Annotated in this window: 11 protein-coding genes and 1 pseudogene; 5 read left to right on the top strand and 7 right to left on the bottom strand. The window is 70.0% G+C overall.

Going from position 1 to position 16827, the window contains the following annotated elements:
* Positions 1 to 238: 238 nt before the first annotated feature.
* Entirely contained in the window at positions 239 to 769 is a 531-nt protein-coding gene (locus ACWC24_RS22475) for a hypothetical protein (RefSeq protein WP_450664623.1), read from the bottom strand.
* A gap of 597 nt (positions 770 to 1366) precedes the next feature.
* On the opposite strand from ACWC24_RS22475, the gene ACWC24_RS22470 reads away from it, so the two are divergent.
* Positions 1367 to 1750: a hypothetical protein gene (locus tag ACWC24_RS22470; RefSeq protein WP_450664622.1), complete on the top strand. Its 384-nt coding sequence runs from the start codon at positions 1367 to 1369 to the stop codon at positions 1748 to 1750.
* A 194-nt stretch (positions 1751 to 1944) separates the two neighbouring features.
* Here the strand turns inward: ACWC24_RS22470 and ACWC24_RS22465 are convergent, their stop codons facing one another.
* The 5 genes and pseudogenes from ACWC24_RS22465 to ACWC24_RS22445 form a co-directional block, all read right to left on the bottom strand.
* The gene (locus tag ACWC24_RS22465; protein ID WP_450664621.1) at positions 1945 to 3123 is read right to left on the bottom strand and encodes an ROK family transcriptional regulator; all 1179 of its coding nucleotides are present in this window, start codon (positions 3121 to 3123) and stop codon (positions 1945 to 1947) included.
* Between the two features lie 228 nt (positions 3124 to 3351).
* Complete coding sequence (locus ACWC24_RS22460; protein WP_450664620.1) at positions 3352 to 4659, bottom strand: sugar phosphate isomerase/epimerase family protein; 1308 nt, start codon at positions 4657 to 4659, stop codon at positions 3352 to 3354.
* An 87-nt stretch (positions 4660 to 4746) separates the two neighbouring features.
* A complete protein-coding gene (locus ACWC24_RS22455; protein ID WP_450664619.1) occupies positions 4747 to 8292 on the bottom strand; it encodes a ThuA domain-containing protein in 3546 nt (1181 codons plus the stop codon).
* Positions 8293 to 8686: 394 nt separating this feature from the next.
* Positions 8687 to 9028, bottom strand: a pseudogene (locus tag ACWC24_RS22450) (IS1380 family transposase); the annotation flags it as partial.
* 75 nt (positions 9029 to 9103) lie between these two features.
* On the bottom strand, positions 9104 to 9706 hold the full coding sequence (locus tag ACWC24_RS22445) for a DUF4328 domain-containing protein (protein ID WP_450664618.1): 603 nt from the start codon (positions 9704 to 9706) through the stop codon (positions 9104 to 9106).
* A 199-nt stretch (positions 9707 to 9905) separates the two neighbouring features.
* On the opposite strand from ACWC24_RS22445, the gene ACWC24_RS22440 reads away from it, so the two are divergent.
* Positions 9906 to 10307 (top strand): DUF6896 domain-containing protein, encoded by a 402-nt coding sequence (locus ACWC24_RS22440; RefSeq protein WP_450664617.1) that lies wholly within the window; start codon positions 9906 to 9908, stop codon positions 10305 to 10307.
* Positions 10308 to 10637: 330 nt separating this feature from the next.
* On the opposite strand, the gene ACWC24_RS22435 is transcribed toward ACWC24_RS22440, so the two are convergent.
* Complete coding sequence (locus ACWC24_RS22435) at positions 10638 to 12248, bottom strand: MDR family MFS transporter (protein ID WP_450664616.1); 1611 nt, start codon at positions 12246 to 12248, stop codon at positions 10638 to 10640.
* A gap of 248 nt (positions 12249 to 12496) precedes the next feature.
* Between ACWC24_RS22435 and ACWC24_RS22430 the strand changes: the two genes are divergently transcribed.
* The 3 genes from ACWC24_RS22430 to ACWC24_RS22420 all read left to right on the top strand — a co-directional run.
* The gene (locus ACWC24_RS22430) at positions 12497 to 13132 is read left to right on the top strand and encodes a TetR/AcrR family transcriptional regulator (protein ID WP_450664615.1); all 636 of its coding nucleotides are present in this window, start codon (positions 12497 to 12499) and stop codon (positions 13130 to 13132) included.
* 268 nt (positions 13133 to 13400) lie between these two features.
* Entirely contained in the window at positions 13401 to 13733 is a 333-nt protein-coding gene (locus tag ACWC24_RS22425; RefSeq protein WP_450664614.1) for a trypco2 family protein, read from the top strand.
* A gap of 94 nt (positions 13734 to 13827) precedes the next feature.
* Positions 13828 to 16827 (top strand): P-loop NTPase (locus tag ACWC24_RS22420; RefSeq protein ID WP_450664613.1); only part of this gene is annotated, 3000 nt, incomplete at its 3' end.

Raw genomic sequence — 16827 nt, 5'->3', positions numbered from 1 at the left:
GCCAAAAGCCCGCAGGGGCGGGCGCACGGAGACTCGTACTCGCACGAGCCGTCAGGTGGACGACCCCGGTCGGGCCGCCCCGCGAAGGAAGGGTCGGCCCGGGGGCGTCGGATGCCGCAGCCCGTGTCCACCTTGTACGGTGCACACAGGCTGCGGCTGTCGCAGTTGGGTCCGTACCGGGACCCCGGCCCGATTCCGGTGGGCCGAGGGGCCACAGTATGTGGTCAGCGGGTGTCGACTACCAGTCCCCGCGGCCGCCGTCGTGGAAGTCCCGGACCACCCGGAAGCTGGCCACGACGCCGTGCTTGATGTGGATGGCGTGGGTGCGGCCCGGGTGGACGCCGTCGCTGGAGCTGCGCGGGCCGACGGTGGCGATGGGAGCGCCGTTGTCGCAGACCGCGCCGCGGAAGACCTCGACGGTCCGCTTCGTGTCGTTGCGGACGTTCAGGGTCCGCGCGCCCAGGCCACTGACCACGGTGATGCAGTCGCCGGGGTAGGCGGAGTACGACCGCTCGTTGATCTCGATGCGGCCCTCGTAGTAGCGGTGACCACCGCCGCCGCGGCCCTCGTTGCCCTTGCCGCCCTCGTCACCCTTGCTGTTGTCGTCGCCGTTCCCGTTGCCTCCGTCGGGCAGGGCGGCGGCGACGGCCGGGGCCGCGTGGGGGGCGGCGGCCGGGGTGGAGGCGGCCGATGCGTAGGTGATACCCGTCGCGGCGAGAGCCGCGGCGGCCGAAACAGCGGCGGTGACCGCGGTGGAACGAAGCTTCATGTCGCTATCTCCTGTTTCAGGAATGCCGGCCCGTCAGCCGGCTCGCAAATGAAACTTACCTATAGCCGTCATACCAGTCATATCGAAAGACCGGCAGGGAGCGCCAAATGGGGCATTCATGACTCCCCCTCCGAAACTGATGAGAAGTCATATCGCCATCGAGAAAAGCAGATTGACGTACGATTAGTCCCTTTGATGGATCTCCTCACACCCACTCACCACTCGACACCAGCGTGTCGCTATGGATGTGACGAGGCGAATCGTGCTAGCAGGAGATCCCCTGTGCCGAAAACCGCTGGTCCGGCAGTCCGGCACGACGGCATACGAACCGGCACGCAGGCGCCGGTCGCCAAGTCCCACGCATACAGCCGCGCGCACGACCGACAGAACACCGGAACGCCGTCGGCGCATCGACGGGACCCTCTACGCGGCCGTCGCGCAGGCATACGTGCCGGGTGGAGCCAACACACAGCATCGGACGACTTGGCCGAGGCCTTGGGCAAGGACGCCAGGGGGACCTGGGCCGAGGCTCCCGGCCAGTGGCCTGGTCCGCACGCGTGAAATCATCCGGCTTCGCCGAGACGACAAGGAGAGGTGATGGCCGGCGTGACGGTGACAGTCTGTCTGCCGCCCGAGGCCGGGGACGACATCGAAGGGGCGCTCGCGAAGGCTCTTGCCCCCTTCGACTCCGACTCGGGAGACAACCCCGTCGATCGCGGCATGTGGGACTCGCGCCGCATTCGCGGTGGCAGCAACGGCCAAGGTTTCGCCGTCGCGCCTGGATACGAGGACGATCCCCGGCTCATCCACGATGACCCCGCACCGGACGGCACACCCAGGCCCAGCGCCCCAGGCGTCTGCGCCGGCGGACCGCGCGCCCTGCTCGACTCTCCGCTGCCCGACACCTGGCCGGGCAGCGAAACATACCTCTCGACCCTTCCGGGCGACACGATCCTCGTCCGGGTCCACTGTCACTGCTGACGCGACTCACCGGGCGCCGGATACACCAGCCTTTTTCGACGGCGGCGGTCGCGCCGTCCCGGCCGAGCACCACGGCTGTCCGCCTGCCGTCCAGCCCGTCGGCTTCGGTCTCCGTCGCGGCAGCCATCACCGCCGGGTAGCGCACCGAAAGGCGGGCGACAGGGCGGTGTGGGGGCCGTCCTGAGGATCGTCCGTCAGGACGCCTGCTCGAAGGCGAGGTCGCTGGCCAGCACCGCGGCGCCGGTCACACCGGCGCGCGGACCCAGCTCGGACAGCACGACGGGCAGGTTCCTGGTCGCGAGCGGCAGCGACCGGTGGTACACGACGCTGCGGATCTCGGCGAGCAGGATGTGGCCGAGCTGGGCGAGCCCGCCGCCGATCACGATCATCGAGGGGTTGGCGAAGCTGACCAGACCGGCGAGCACGCCGCCGACGTGGCGCCCGCCCTCACGGATGAGCTGGATGCACGTCGCGTCCCCCTCCGACGCCACCTCGGCCACATCCTTCGCCGTGACCGTGCCGGAGGCGGCCAGCCGCTCGGCCAGCGCCGGGGACCGCTGCGTGCGGGCGGCCTCGGTCGCCTCGCGGACGAGTGCGGCGCCGCTGAACAGCGCCTCGAGGCAGCCGACGTTGCCGCAGGAACAGACCGGCCCCTGCGCGTCGACCTGGATGTGCCCGATGTCGCCGGCGCAGCCGTCGGTCCCGCGGTAGACGTTCCCCTCCTGGTAGATACCGCACCCGATCCCGGTGCCGATCTTGACGAACAGGAAGTCGTCGACCGAGTGCGCCGCGCCGCCCTGCCGCTCGCCCACCGCCATGATGTTCGCATCGTTGTCGACGACAGCGGGGCAGCCGTGCTCACGGGTGAGGTACTCGCGCACGGGGAAGCGGTCCCAGCCCGGCATGACCGGCGGCGACACCGGTACGCCGTCACGGAAGCTCACGGGACCTGGCACTCCGATGCCGACCGCGGTGAGCCGCTCGTAGGCCCCCTCGGCGCGGGCCTTGCCGAGCAACTCGTCGACCCGGCGGAGGATCGCCTTCGGCCCGGAGCGCAGGTCGGCGGACTCCTGGTACGCCGCGACCTGTTCCAGCCGGCCGTTGGTCACCTCGACGTCGATCGAGGTGACGCCCAGGTCGATGGAGGCGAAGCGCAGGTCGGGGTTCAGTTCGACGAGCGTGGAACGGCGGCCGCCGCGGGACGTGGCCACCCCGGCCTCGGCGGCGTAGCCCGTCGCGATCAGACGCTCCAGTTCGGCGAGCAGCCGCCGTCGCGACACCTCGAGTCGGTCGCCCAGTTCGGCACGTGACAACGCGCCTTCGTCGCGCAGCAGCCGCAGCAGATCGGCGTGCAGCGGTTGTGGGCTTCGCACGGGGTCCCCTCTGACGCGTTCATATCAGCGCATGCTGCGCCTTGCCTTTCACGATAATGACTTTCTTCCGAAGCGGTCCATACTTTTCGGTCGCACCGCCGGCTGGAACTTTTGATGCGAAGTCCAAAAGCTCGGGACGGGATGTGCCGGCAGGCGTCCCGCCCCCGCCGCGGCGGCCACTGGGCGTGGGGCCGCCGCGACAGGAGCGGGACGGGGTGCCGACGGTTGTCAGCCGCGCAGTGCCGTCATGCCGGCCGCGCTGATCCTGGAGAAGCGCAGGGACTGGCCCGGGTCCGAGGTGCCGCCCGGGGCGTTGTCCTGCTCGTAGTTCGCGTTGTAGTGCCCCTTGGCGCCGACGCCTCGGTAGAAGCCGGTGTAGTCGATGTCGCTGCGAGGGTCGCCGAACGGGATGAAGTTGTAGCCGTTGCCGACACCGGGCGCCTCGCCGGTGGCGTCGCCGTCCTTGGCGTGGAAGAGCTGGTAGCGCTGGGGCTGCCTGGCGACCTGGGCGGCCGGGTCGAAGACGTCCTCGACGCGGTTGCCCTCCCAGTCGTAGCGCCACCGCCACTGGTGCTGGGCGACGTGCGCCCAGTACACGTCCATCTCGATGACGCACAGGGCCGGGTCGGTGATGTCGAGATAGTGCTGCATGAGGCGCTTGCCCGACTCGCCGCGGACCTGCGTGGGCGCGATCGGCTTGCCGGTCACACGGTCCTGGGTCACGGTGACCATCGGACCGTCCTGAAGGAAGTTGTACGCCGGTGAGTGGTTGTGGGTGTAAAGGCGGATGTCCCACTGCCGGCTGATCGTGTTCAGCGCTTCCCACTTCTCGCCGGCGACGGTCCACGGCTCGATGTTGCGGTTGCCCGAGTTCGTCGGGTCGTTGCCGGTGCCCATGAACGGCGTGCCCAGGATCGCCGCGAACTCCAGCTCGGTCTGAAGCCGTTCGTAGTCCTGCGCGGCCATGGTGCCGCCGGAGCTGTTCGGGCCGTACCACGTGTTGGGGATGAACCCGTGGTTGCCGATCGCCTCCAGGCCGTAGGCGTCGAGGAAGCCGCGCAGGGTGCGCGCGTACGCCAGGTACGCCGCCCGCGACTGCGGTGTGGTGACGCCGCCGGGTGCCGGGTTGGGCACGTCGCCGCCGGGGTTCGCGGCGTTCTGGCCGTAGCCGGCGAACTCGATCTGCTTGAAGCCGGACTTCGCGAGGAACTCGAACAGTTCCGCCCAGCCGCCGGGCAGCGGCACGAGCGGGCCGAGGTCGGTGGGGTCCTTCGGGAAGTTCGGGCCGCCCAGGTAGCCCATGGTGGGAGCGACGCCGAGCGACCTGCTCGCCGCGATGCCGACCCGGGTGGGCACGTCGCGCTGGCTGTAGGTGATCGTGCCCAGCTTGCCGGCGGGGATGAGCCGGCCGTTGGCCGCGCTCGCCTGGGCCGGCGTGAACACGGAGGCGGGTCCGATCGGGCTGAACGCCGCCGCCACCGCCGCGCCCGCGCCGACCATGAAGCGGCGTCGGTTGGGGTTGTTCTTGAAAGCCATGGTGGTCTCTCTTTTCGAAGTGGCTGTACCGGATCGGGGCCGGGGGCGCCGCAGTGGGTGTGCGGCGCCCCCGGCCGCGAGATGGTGCTAGGGAGCGCTCACTCCTTGTCCGCCGAACTCGGCCCAGTTGAGGTTGAAGAGGTTGGCGCCGGTCTGGCCGCCCGTGACCGACCGGAACACGAGGTAGACCTTGTGCTTGCCGCCCGGGTCGGTGATCGGGAACTTCTGGCTCTCCCAGTTCGCCGTGGCACCGGTCGACGTGAGGTTCGCCGTGGTGAGAAGCGGCCCGCCCACCGAGTCGAGGCGTACCTCGACGGCGGCCATCGGACTGCCCGCGGGCACCTGCGTCGACGTGCTCGCCACCCGGAACGTCAGCGCGTCGATGCTGTGCAGGTCGAACGGCCCGTTCAGGGCGAGGTAGTCACCGTCGCCGAGGCCGGCGCGGTGCTGGCTGCCGCCGGCCGGGTCGTTGGTCGTGGCGACGCTGGTGCCCGACTGGTCGAGCGCGAACTCGACCTCCTGGCGCTTCTGCCTGACCTGGTTCTGAGCGACCGTCGTCAGCGCCGGAACGCCGCCGGGACCGCCGCGGTCCGTGTAGGAGGCGCTGACGACGCCGAAGACGTTGCCGCCGTGGGAGACGTCGTCGGGATCGGTCTGCAGGACGCCCGTGCAGCCGTGGACGGACTGCTCGGCGTGGCCGTGGGTGTCGTGGCCGAGGACGAACGTCACCTCGACGCGGCTGCAGTCGATCGTGCCGTCCTCCGGGTCGGTGACCGTCACCGAGAACGGGATGTCCTCGCCGAAGGAGAACAGGCCGCCGTCGACCGGCGAGTTGACCTTCACGACGGGCGCGGTGTTGCCGACCGTGACGGTCGTGTTCGCCGAGGCGGACTTGCCGCTGGAGTCGATCACCGTCAGCTTCGCGGTGTACTGACCGGGTGTCGTGTACGTGTACTGCGGATCGGGATCGACGGAGTCGACGGTGCCGTCACCGTTGAAGTCCCACTCGAACCGGATCGAGTCGGCCGCGTCGGGGTCGCGCGAACCGGCGCTGGAGAAGTTCACGTTCAGCGGTGCCGGGCCGTTCGTCGGCGTGGCCGTGAGCTTCGGGATCGGTGCGCGCTGGCCCTTGACGTAGTCCCACCGGTACAGGCCGGCGTCGGCGTTGGGGTTGAAGAAACCGTCGCCGTAGCCGAGCAGGTAGAAGTGCCCCTGTCCGTCGAACTGGAGGTCCATCGGGTTGTCGCACTCGAACGGCTTGCTGGTGTCGGGGACGCGCTGGGCGTTGAGTCCGGCGCAGTCGAGCGCGTCGTTGATCTTGAAAACCCGGTTCTTGGAGTCCAGGCGGACCTCCTTGACGGTGTCCCGGGTGAACTCGCCCATGAGGATGGCGTTGTCGTAGTACGGCGGCAGCTTCGTCTTATCCGGGTTGTCCGGGTCGTAGTGGTACTTGGCCGCGCCGTGCGGGCCGACACCTCCGGTGCCGAGCTCGGGGAACAGCCGCGGGCAGGTGGTGGCGCCGGAGCCGTTGTAGTACGCGGCGCACGGCGTGCCGATCGGGTTGTCCGCCCGGTTCTCGGGCGTGAACGAGTACCAGATGTCCGCGTTGGCGACCGGCGGGGCGTACTCCAGACCGGGCTCGACGGAGGGCCCGCCCTCCAGGTTCCACCGCGAGTCGTTCTGCGGCCCGCGGTTGGGGTTGTCGCACTCGAACGGCTGCGCGGGGCTGTCCAGCGGCGTCGAGGTGTTGAAGTTCCAGCGGTAGTACGGCAGGTCCTGGCGCACGCACATCGGCCAGCCGTAGTTCGCCGGCTTGCGCACGATCTCCACCCGGCCGGTGCCGGCGGGCCCGCGGAAGTTCTGCGGGGTCTGCGAGTCGGGCGAGTAGTCGGTGACGTAGGCGACGTCGTTCTCGTCGACCTGGATCCGGAACGGGTTGCGGAAGCCCATCGCGTAGATCTCCGGGCGGGTCCTGTCCTTGCCGACCGGGAAGAGGTTGCCCGAGGGCACCGTGTAGGCGCCGCCGAACTTGTTCTGGGCGCCGGTGGCGATGTCGCCGTCCTTGACCGAGATGCGCAGGACCTTGCCGCGCAGGTCGTTGGTGTTCTGGGCCGAGCGACGGGCGTCGACGAACGGGGCGTTGTACTGCCCGGTCGTGGTCTTCATGTCGTTGAAGGGCGAGAAGCCGCCGGAGTTGCCACCGCCGGAGGGGGTGTCGTCGCCGGTGGTCAGCCACAGGTTGTTGTGCTTGTCGAAGTCGATGTCACCCGCGACGTGGCAGCAGGCGCCGCGGTTGACGGGAACCCGCATGATCTCCTGCTCGGACGCGACATCGAGGTGCGCCGGCTTGTCTCCGTCGGCGTCGACGAACTTGAACCGGGACAGCTGGAAGTACCCGACCCAGGGATCCCAGACGGACGGCGAGGCCCCGGTGGTCGGCGCGTCCGCGGTCGGAGTGGTCTGCGTGACGACCTCACCGGTCGACAGCTTCACGTCCTTCACTGTGGGAGGCGCGTAGTAGAGGTAGACCCAGTGATTGTTCTTGAAGTCGTTGTCGATGCCCGGCCCGTACATGCCGTCTTCGCTGGCGGTGTAGACGGGGATCTGGGCCAGCACGGTGGTCTTGTTCGACTTGGAGTCGTGCAGCCGGATGCTGCCGCGGCGGTCGGTCTGGAGGGTCCGGCCGTCGGGAAGGACGTCGAAGCCGATCGGCTCGTTCAGGTTCGGCGGAGTCGCCACGGCCGTCTGCTGGTAGTTGGACAGCACGGTCGCGCCGCAGTCGGAGTACACCGGGTCGGCCTGGCCGGCCGCCCACTTGATCGCGCCGCCGAGGTGGGAGCGCATGTCCTTCTCGCCGAAACTGTCGGCGGTGTTGCCGAGCGCGGTGTAGAAGGAGCGGCCGCCCTCCCAGTCCTTGCACCAGGTGACCGGGTGGTCGTAGCCCATCTTGCCGCCGCTGATGCCGGTGAGGTCTCCGCCCCACGACTGCTTCTTGAAGGCGTCCTCGACGACGGTGGCGAGGACATGGCTCTTGCCTCGCACGTTGGACTTGAAGTTGAACCAGTCGTCGGTGTGGGTCCAGTACTCCGGCAGGTTCTTCGACGCGTCATGGACGCGGTCGGCGACCTTGATGGTGCCGGCCTGCACACCGGTCCGGCCGGTGGAGCGGGTGCCGATGGCGTCGGACAGGAAGGTCCAGTCGGGCTGCGCCTCGATCGCCGAGCCGATGCCGACGAAGCCGCCGCCCGCGCGGTAGTACGCCTCGAAGGCGTCCTGCTGAGCGCTGGTGAGCACGTCGCCGCTGGTGTTGAGGAAGACGACGGCGCGGTACTGCTTGAGGTGCTCCGCGTCGAACTTGCGGGCGTCGTCGGTCACTTGGACCGCGAATCGCAGCTGGTTGCCCAGCTGTCTTATGGCGCTCACGCCTGCGGCGGTGACCGCCGGGTTGGCCTCCGTGGATTTCGTGAAGACCAGAACTCTGTACTGGTTGCCGGAGTTCTCCGGCACTGCGGTATCCGGTGGGGACGCCGCGGCCGCCGGGACGGACGCTGACGCCAGACCGATGAGCATGCTGCCCAGGAGAGCGAGCAGCGCGCCGAACACGGTGAGGCGGCGGCGAAGGGCCATGCGCATGGAACCTCCTCAGGGGTACGCGAGACCAACGGACCGTCGTGCGGGGACGGCCCGGCCGGGAAGGGTGCGGATCTGCGCCGGAATATTCAGAACAAGGCGGGCAGGTGATCGATCGCAGCGGTACGGGCGGGACGGGGACGACGTGACGGCAGGTGCGTGTACTACGCCGAGCTGCGCGTCAGTGCCCACCGGGACTGCTGGTGAGCGACTGGCTCGGTCCAAGTTCCTGCGGATCGTATAGCCGCGAATCGCACCAAAGATAGAGTCTGTTGCGCGAAAGTTTCACTCAAAAATAATGAACTTCTGTCCGTACAGGCAAAAGTCGGCTGACTATGAGAGGAACTCCCCTGCTCAGCCCGCGATCTGGCGGCACGACACCGATGTACTGACGATCAAGTGGGAGATCGTGCACGCCGGTGGCGCGGGCGGCGCGGATGCGGTCCTCGGCACGGACCCGCCGGCCGTGGCGCAGCCCAAGGGGCAGCGCTCGCCTCGCCGGCCGTGTCGGTGGCGAAGCAGACCAACCGCATGCAGTCGGCGTCCCTGAAACGCAACCGGCCACCCGCGTGCGGCCGTTCCCTGCGCGCGATCGGACGCGGTCCTTCGGCCGGCCCGTCAGGCAGCCGCCGGTGAGTTCGGCGGCCCAGGCGACGTCGCGGATGTCGCCGTCGGGTTCGACGGCAGGCGTACAGGCCGGGACCGGGACCTTCAGAACGGCCCGGTGGATGGCGTTGGAGCCCGCGTTTCGCGGCCGTTGCAGGTCAGAGGCACTTCTCGTTCTTGATCAAGCCTCGGACAGCGGGGAACCGCCTCACGCCCGGCCGGCAGGTGCGACCGGGACGGTGGCGCCGAGCGCGGCGCTCTGCAACGCCGTGATGCGCTCGATGACGAGCGCCAGCAGCACGGCCGCCGCGATCATGAGCGCCTCCCCCGCCACGAGGAGGACCATCGACCCCGGGGCCACCCGGCCCCCCACCACGAGCACCACCGCGTGCGCGATCCAGGCGCCCCACCACAGGTTCACCGGTGTCGCGTCTCGCTTCCGCTCCCATGACAGGGAACTCGCGCGCCCTATGTCGAGGACGAACCGGCGCGGGACAAAGAAGTTGACCACCGGTATGAACCACGCGCCCATCGTCCAGCTCCGACTCGGGAGCGAGGCCCCGGGGGACAACTCCTGGGCGTTGCTCCGGGACCGGGCGAGCCACGCGAGGAACAGCGCGACGGCAAGCATCATCAGATAGAGGAAGATCATGGAGATGAAGCCCGACTTGTTCAGGGACGCGTCCGTGTCGCGCAGGTAGTGATCCCGGACGGCGGCGGCGCGGAACGCGTCCGCCACGGCGGCCACCACTATCGCCGCCTGCGCGGAACGGGCAACGATCCAGGGAGCTTTGCGGGCGGTGCTCGTCATCGTCTTCGGCCTGTCTCGGACGCGCGTGTGGTCGCAGCGGACGCTGGGGCGGAGTGATCATAGAGTCCACCCGCCGCACGTGCGTACGATTTTCGGTCGCCGGTCGCCGGTCGCCGGTCGCGGGGCGCCGTCCTGCGGACCCGCCTGCGGCCCCATGGAACAATTCCGTCAGTCACGGGCCCAGGGGGGATGACGCCGTATGGAGCGGGTCGGGTCGGCCCGAGAGCTCGTGCTCGGCCGCGTCCGCGCTCTGAACGCGATCGATGGGGCCATGAGGGTGGCGCTCCCCTCGCTCGAGCGGCTGGCGGACCTCGTCGGGCTGGCCCGTTCGCACCGGATCAGCCGGAGTGATCGCATCGGCACCTGTTCCTACAAGGTCCACGGGGCAGGGTGCCGCTTCGTGAACGACGACGGCACCGAGGTCGACGTGGACTTCGCAGCCGACGGGAGCGCGGTCTTCGATCTCTGGCGGTTGCGCGCGTACGGGTTGAGCCTGCCGGAGCCTCTTGACGTCACGGATCAGGGCATGAGGTCCGCAGTGCGGTCGCTGCAGCCACTTCTGAACGAGGTGCGGCCGGGGTGGTTCAGCGTTGCCGCCTGATCGCTTCATCGCTTCATCGCTTCATCGCTTCATCGCTTCATCGCTTCATCGCTTCATCGCTTCAGAATGAGACTTGCAGGCGGCGGAGTCATTTGAGACTGCGGGCCCGTTCGAGCGGGCCCTGCCAGAGCCGGCACCGGAACCGGCGGAGCCGCGGCGGCGGTCCGGTTCAGCAGTTCCCGCTCCTCGGGCAGCCGGCCGGGCCGTACGAGCCGGGACGGACCCTTGCGCCCGGGCCGGGCCGTACGGGCCGGGCCGCGGACATAGCGAAAAGCCGTCCGGGACGGTCCGTCGAAGGACCGTCCCGGACGGCTTGGGTCACGTGGTGGGTCAGCCCGCGGTGGCCGGGGCGGGGGCGTCCTGGTCGGTGCCCTCGGTGGCCGCGCCGGGCTTGGCGGCGGAGTCGAAGCCGCGCAGCGGGACATGGCGGATGAAGACGGCGATCAGCAGTCCGGCGGCGGCCACGGCCGCGCCCCAGGCGAAGACCGTGCCGACGCCGTCGGTGACGGCCTGCTGGAACACGTGCTGCACCGCCTCCGGCAGGCTCTTCAGGGCCTGCGGCGTCATCTGGGCGACCGAGAACTGGCCGCCGGACGCGCCGCCGGCCGTGGCGTCCATGTGCGAGGTGACGCTGTCGGTGAGGGTGGTGGCGTAGAGCGAGCCCAGCAGGGAGACACCCACGGAGCCGCCCATGTTGCGCAGGAAGGTCGCGGCGCCGGTGGCGGCACCTATGTCACGCAGCGGGGCGTTGTTCTGGGCGATGAGCATCGTGCTCTGCATCAGACAGCCCATGCCGGCGCCGAGCACGACCATGTACAGCGAGGTGGTGGCGCTGGTGGTGTCGATGTCCATGGTGGCGAACAGCGCCAGACCGGCGGCCATCAGGACGGTGCCCGCGATCGGCAGGGCGCGGTAACGCCCGGTGCGGCTGATCACGGCACCGCCGGCCAGCGACACGGCCATGGACGACAGCATCATCGGCATGAGCAGCAGACCGCTGTTGGTGGCGGAGGAGCCCTGGACGAACTGCTGGAACTGCGGCAGGAAGGTCACCCCGCCGAACATGGCGAAGCCGACGATGAAGCTGAGGGCACCGGCGAGCGAGAAGTTGCGGTTGGCGAAGACCGCCAGCGGCATGATCGGCTCGGCGGCGCGGTGCTCGACGATCACGAAGGCCACGAAGGCCAGTACGGTCAGCACGGCCAGGCCGATGATCGTGGCCGAGCCCCACTCGTACTCGTTGCCGCCCCAGCTGGTGATCAGGACGAGGGTGCTGATCCAGGTGGTGAGCAGGGCCGCGCCGGTCCAGTCGATGCGCGCCTTGCCGGTGCCGCGGGACAGCTTGGCCAGGGTGAACCAGCACACCGCGAGGGCGGCGATGCCCAGCGGCAGGTTGACGTAGAAGGCCCAGCGCCAGTTCAGGTGGTCGGTGATGAAGCCGCCGGCCAGCGGGCCGCCGATCATGGCGACGGGCATGACGGCCATCAGCACGCCCTGGTACTTGCCGCGCTCGCGCGGCGGCACGATCTCGGCCATGACCGCCATCACGCCGACCATCAGGCCACCGGCGCCCAGGCCCTGCAGGGCGCGGAAGCCGACCAGCTCGCCCATGTTCTGCGACATGCCGCAGAGCATCGAGCCGATGAGGAAGATCACGATCGACGAGAGGAAGGTCACCCGGCGGCCGAGGAGGTCGCCGAGCTTGCCCCAGATCGGCGTGGCGGCGGTCGACGCCAGGATGTAGCCGGTGGTCACCCACGCCAGATGGTTCAGCCCGCCCAGGTCACCCACGATGGTGGGCAGCGCGGGGGCGACGATCATGTTGTCGAGCATGGCCAGCAGCATCGCGATGACCAGACCGCCCATTGTCACCATGATCTCACGGTGGGTGAACCTGGGCGGTGCCTCCTCCTCGGCGGTCTTCGTTGCTGTCGACTCCATGGCACGGCCTCTCTTCGAACGGTCACTGCAAAAGCTGCGAGCAGCCCACGCCGATGGGCGCCCCGGTCCACATGGCTCATGGACGGCGGGAGCGCCGAAACAAGGGGGATCTGCTCCAGGCGCGGCCCGCGTACGGCGAGGCCGAAGCGGAGTTCGATGGATGCTCCACTTACCTGTCGTTAAGTAAACTACTTGCCGGACGGTAAGCTGGCAAGCCGAACCCCGGGGACGAGAGAAGGCGGACATCGATGGCGGCAGGCGCAGGGCATCGGCGCGGCAGCGACACCAAGGCCGAGATCCGCAACGTGGCCATGGAGCTGTTCACCGAGCAGGGGTACGAAGCCACCTCGCTGCGGGAGATCGCCGAGCGGCTGGGGGTCACCAAGGCGGCCCTGTACTACCACTTCACCAGCAAAGAGGACATCGTCGTCTCGCTCTTCGCCGAGCACCTGGCCACCTTCGACGAACTGATCACCTGGGCCCGGACCCAGGCCCCGGGGCCGCAACTCGTCTCACAGGCCATCGACCGGATGATCGACATGGCGTCCGAGCGGGGATCGCGGATGGTGCGGTTCGCCCTCGCCAACCAGCGCGTGATCAAGGACCTGCACCCTGGCCACCAGAGCGTCCACGAGCGGATGAACACCCTGTTCGACGCACTCACCGGCCCGGACGCGTCCGTCGAGGAGGCGCTGCGCATCCGCATGGCCCTGCTCAGCGTCAATTTCACCTACTTCGCCGCCCAGGGCCTCGACGCCTCCGACGCGGAGGTCACCGCCGCCGCCCGGAACATCGCGCACCTGCTGAACCCCGTAACCGCCGGCGCTCCGGCGGAAGCCGCCCCGGCCGCGCAGCAGGCCGCCGAGGCCCCGGTCGTCGGCTGATCCGAAGGGCGACGAAGCCACCCGCGTCCCGGAGCCAGAACCGATTCCCCTGCGCGCAGCCGGCCGGGCACCCTCGCCGAGATCAAAGAACTCCAGTGCGTGATCACCTGGCCGCGCAGCGCAACCTCGAGGTGCCCGGAAGTCGTCGGGGTGCCGTCCATCGACCTCCGACGGTTCTGAGGTTGAAGGTTGGGCTGCGGGTGGCGTGATGACGGTTCTACGGTGTTGGCACCGGAATGGCGTGTTGTCGTACGAGGGGCGGGTGTCCATGGATATTCCTCTGGTGGCTGCGGTGGCTGCGGTGCGGGACGAGTTGATCTCGGCGGCGGCCGTGGGCGGGAATCATCCGGATGTGGTGTTCGCGGTGGGCCCGGTGGAGATGGAGTTCGAGGTCGAGATCCGTGCGGACGCGAGCGTGAAGGCGGGGTTCCGGTTGTGGGCGGTCGGGGCCGAGGCCAAGGCCGGTGTCTCACACGGTCGTACGCACCGCGTGAAGTTCACGCTGACGCCGCAGAGCGTCAACGGCGGTGACCTGCTGGTCAGCGGCAGCTCCGACCGAGCGGCGGGACCCGGGGACACTTCGGGACGCATCGAGGACTGACCGGGGAGGAATCGGGGCGGTCCCGGGGATCGCAGGCTTGGGTCGGTGACGGGTCGACGGGGGTGTCGGGGTGGAGCGGTCGCGTCTTGTCGGGGTGACGGGGGCAGGTGGTCCGGGGTCGGGGTACGCGCTGGGCGGGCGGTTGGTGCTGACCTCCGCGCACGTCGTCACCGTTCCGCGGCAGGAGCGCGTGGCGCCGCTCGGGCGGCGGGTTCAGGTCTTCCACCCCGGCGGGGACCGTGCCCTGGACGGCGGGGTCGTGTGGTGCGGCACGTCGGGCGGCCGGGACGACGCCGCGCTCGTCCTGGTCGACGACAACCCGGGGTGGAGCGCGCCCGTCGCCCCGGTGCGCTGGGGCCGTCTGGTCACCGACCGGCCCGGCGCCGAGTGCGAGACCTGGGGCCTGCCCGATCTTGCCCAGCACAAGAGCCTGGCGGCGGAGGCCGTGCAGCTGCGCGGCAGGCTGAACCCGGGCAGCGGGATCACCCACAACCAGTATGTGATGGACCTCCTCCAGCATCCGCCGCAGTGGTCGGCGCCCGGCACCTCGCCGTGGGGCGGACTCTCGGGTGCGGCGGTCTGCTGCGACCGCCTGCTCGTGGGCGTGGTGGCCTCCGACCGCGCCCACTCCGGCCACGGACAGCTGAACACCGTCCCCGCCTACGTCCTGCATCACGATGCGGCTTTCCGCGCCGCCCTGGCCACGCACGGCGGTTCACTGTCCGGTCCGGACGCGGTCGAGTTGCAGCACCTCAACGACCCGGCCACCGGGCCCCGGGACTCCGGGCCCGTGCGCTCACCGGCCGCGCTGCTGCCCGCCGCGCGGCAGACCGTCCCCTTCCACGGCCGTCGGCAGCTGCTCGAAGAACTGACGGCCTGGTGCGCCCGGGGCGGGTTCGGAGCATGGCTCCTGCACGGGCCCGGCGGGCAGGGCAAGACCCGCCTCGGCCATCACCTCGCCTCGCTCCTCACCGCCGATCGGTGGGTTGTGCTGTGGCCGCGCCCTGACGCCACGGCGGATCAGCTGCGGCAGATCCGGGACGTCTCCAAGCCGTTGCTGGTCGTCCTCGACTACGCCGAGACGCGCACCGAGCAGTTGGCAGCCCTGGTCGAGGCCGCCGCCGACCATCCCGGCACGGCTCCGTTCAAGGTGCTGCTGCTGGCTCGTACCGACGGCGACTGGTGGCGCCAGGCCGCGACCGCCGGAAGCCTTGCCCAGGACTATCTGGACGCCGCCCCCACTCACCTGCTGGCACCCCTGGAGGGCGACCCCGCCGCCAGGCCCGACGCCTACCGCGCGGCCGTCCACGCGCTGGCCTCCGCGCTGGGCCAGGTCAAGGGCCTGGCGAGCTACGACTGGCCCGGCATCGCGAACAACCTCCCCCTGCCGGTGCGGCTGCACGAGGAGGTCTACGGCAATGCCCTCACCCTTCACATGACCGCCCTCGCCGATCTCCTCGACACCACCGCACCCGGTCACGTCGACCTGCCCTGGTCCGGGCCCGGCCGCGCCGTGGGCGACACAGCGCGCGAGGAGGCGGAGGGGGTGGAGGACCGGCTGCTCGGACACGAACGCCGCTACTGGCACCAGAGTGCCGCCGCCCGCGGCCTCACCCCAGGCCTGTCCACCGCCACGCTGGAGACGGCCCTGGCCGCCGCCCACCTGGCCGGCGCCGCCGACCGCGACGAGGCCGACGTGCTGTGGAGGCGCCTGCCGGCCTTGGCCGACCAGCCGCGCGACCGGCGCGACACCGTCACCGCCTGGATCGCTTCCCTGTATCCGGCCGTCGCCCCGCTGCCCTGGGGCACCCTCCAGCCCGACCGCATCGCCGAACGCCACGTCGGCCGTTCCCTGGACGCCAACCCCGCGCTCGCCGACCAACTCCTCGACGGCGCCGACGACGCCCAGGCGAACCAGCTCCTGACCGTCTACAGCCGCGCCGCCGCCCACCCCGTCTTCGACCACCGTATGGACGACCGGCTCACCGCCCTCTGCACCCGCCGCTCCCAGCAGCTCGCGGCGGCGGTCATCGCCACCGCCACCCGCACCGACCACCCTGCTCCCCTCACCGCCGCGCTCGACACGATCACCACCGATCCCGCCACCACGCTGAACGACCTCATCACCCTCTACAAGCACTTCCCGCTGTCCAGCCAGCGTCTCGCTCGCACCGCGGTCCGTCTCGCCCACACCCTCACCGGTCACTACCGCGCACTCGCCCAGACGGATCCGGACACCTACCTGCGCCACCTCGCCGGATCCCTCAACAACCTGTCCGCCCAGTTGGGTGAGATCGGGCAACGGGAGCAGGCCCTGGCCGCGATCCGCGAAGCCGTCGGCCACTACCGCGCCCTGGCGCAGGCGGATCCGGACAGTCACCTGCACCACCTCGCCGGATCCCTCAATACCCTGTCCACGAGCCTGGGCGCGTTGGGACAACGCCAGGAAGGCCTGGCCGCGATCCAGGAAGCCGTCGGCCACTACCGCGCGCTGGCGCAGACTGATCCGGACACCCATCTGCCCCACCTCGCGGCATCCCTCAACACCCTGTCAGCCAGCCTGGGCGCCATGGGACAGCGGGAGGAGGCCCTCACCGCGGTCCAGGAAGCCGTCGGCCACTACCGCGCCCTGGCCCGGACGGATCCGGACCCCCACCTGCCCCACCTCGCCATGTCACTCAACAACCTGTCCGCCAGCCTGGGCGCACTGGGACAGCGCCAGGACGGCCTGGCCGCGATCCGCGAAGCCGTCGGCCACTACCGCGCACTCGCCCAAGCCAACCCGGACGCCCACCTGCCCCACTTCGCCGCGTCCCTGAACACCCTGGCCGCCCACTTGGGTGACACGGGGTGGCGGGAGGAGGCCCTGGCCGCGATCCGGGAAGCAACCGGTCACTACCGCGCACTGGCCCAGATCAATCCCGACGCCCACCTCCACCACCTCGCCCTGTCCCTCAACACCCTCTCCGCCAGCCTGGGCGCCGTGGGACAACGGGAGGAAGCCCTGGCCGCGAGCCGGGAAGCCGTCGACCACCACCGCGCACTCGCCCAAGCCAGCCCGGACGCCCATCTCCCCGGCCTCGCGATGTCCCTC

It is taken from the genome of Streptomyces sp. NPDC001443 (genome assembly GCF_053597355.1).
The sequence above is the reverse complement of the archived record's forward strand: the minus strand, read 5'-3'. Positions and strand labels throughout refer to the sequence as shown.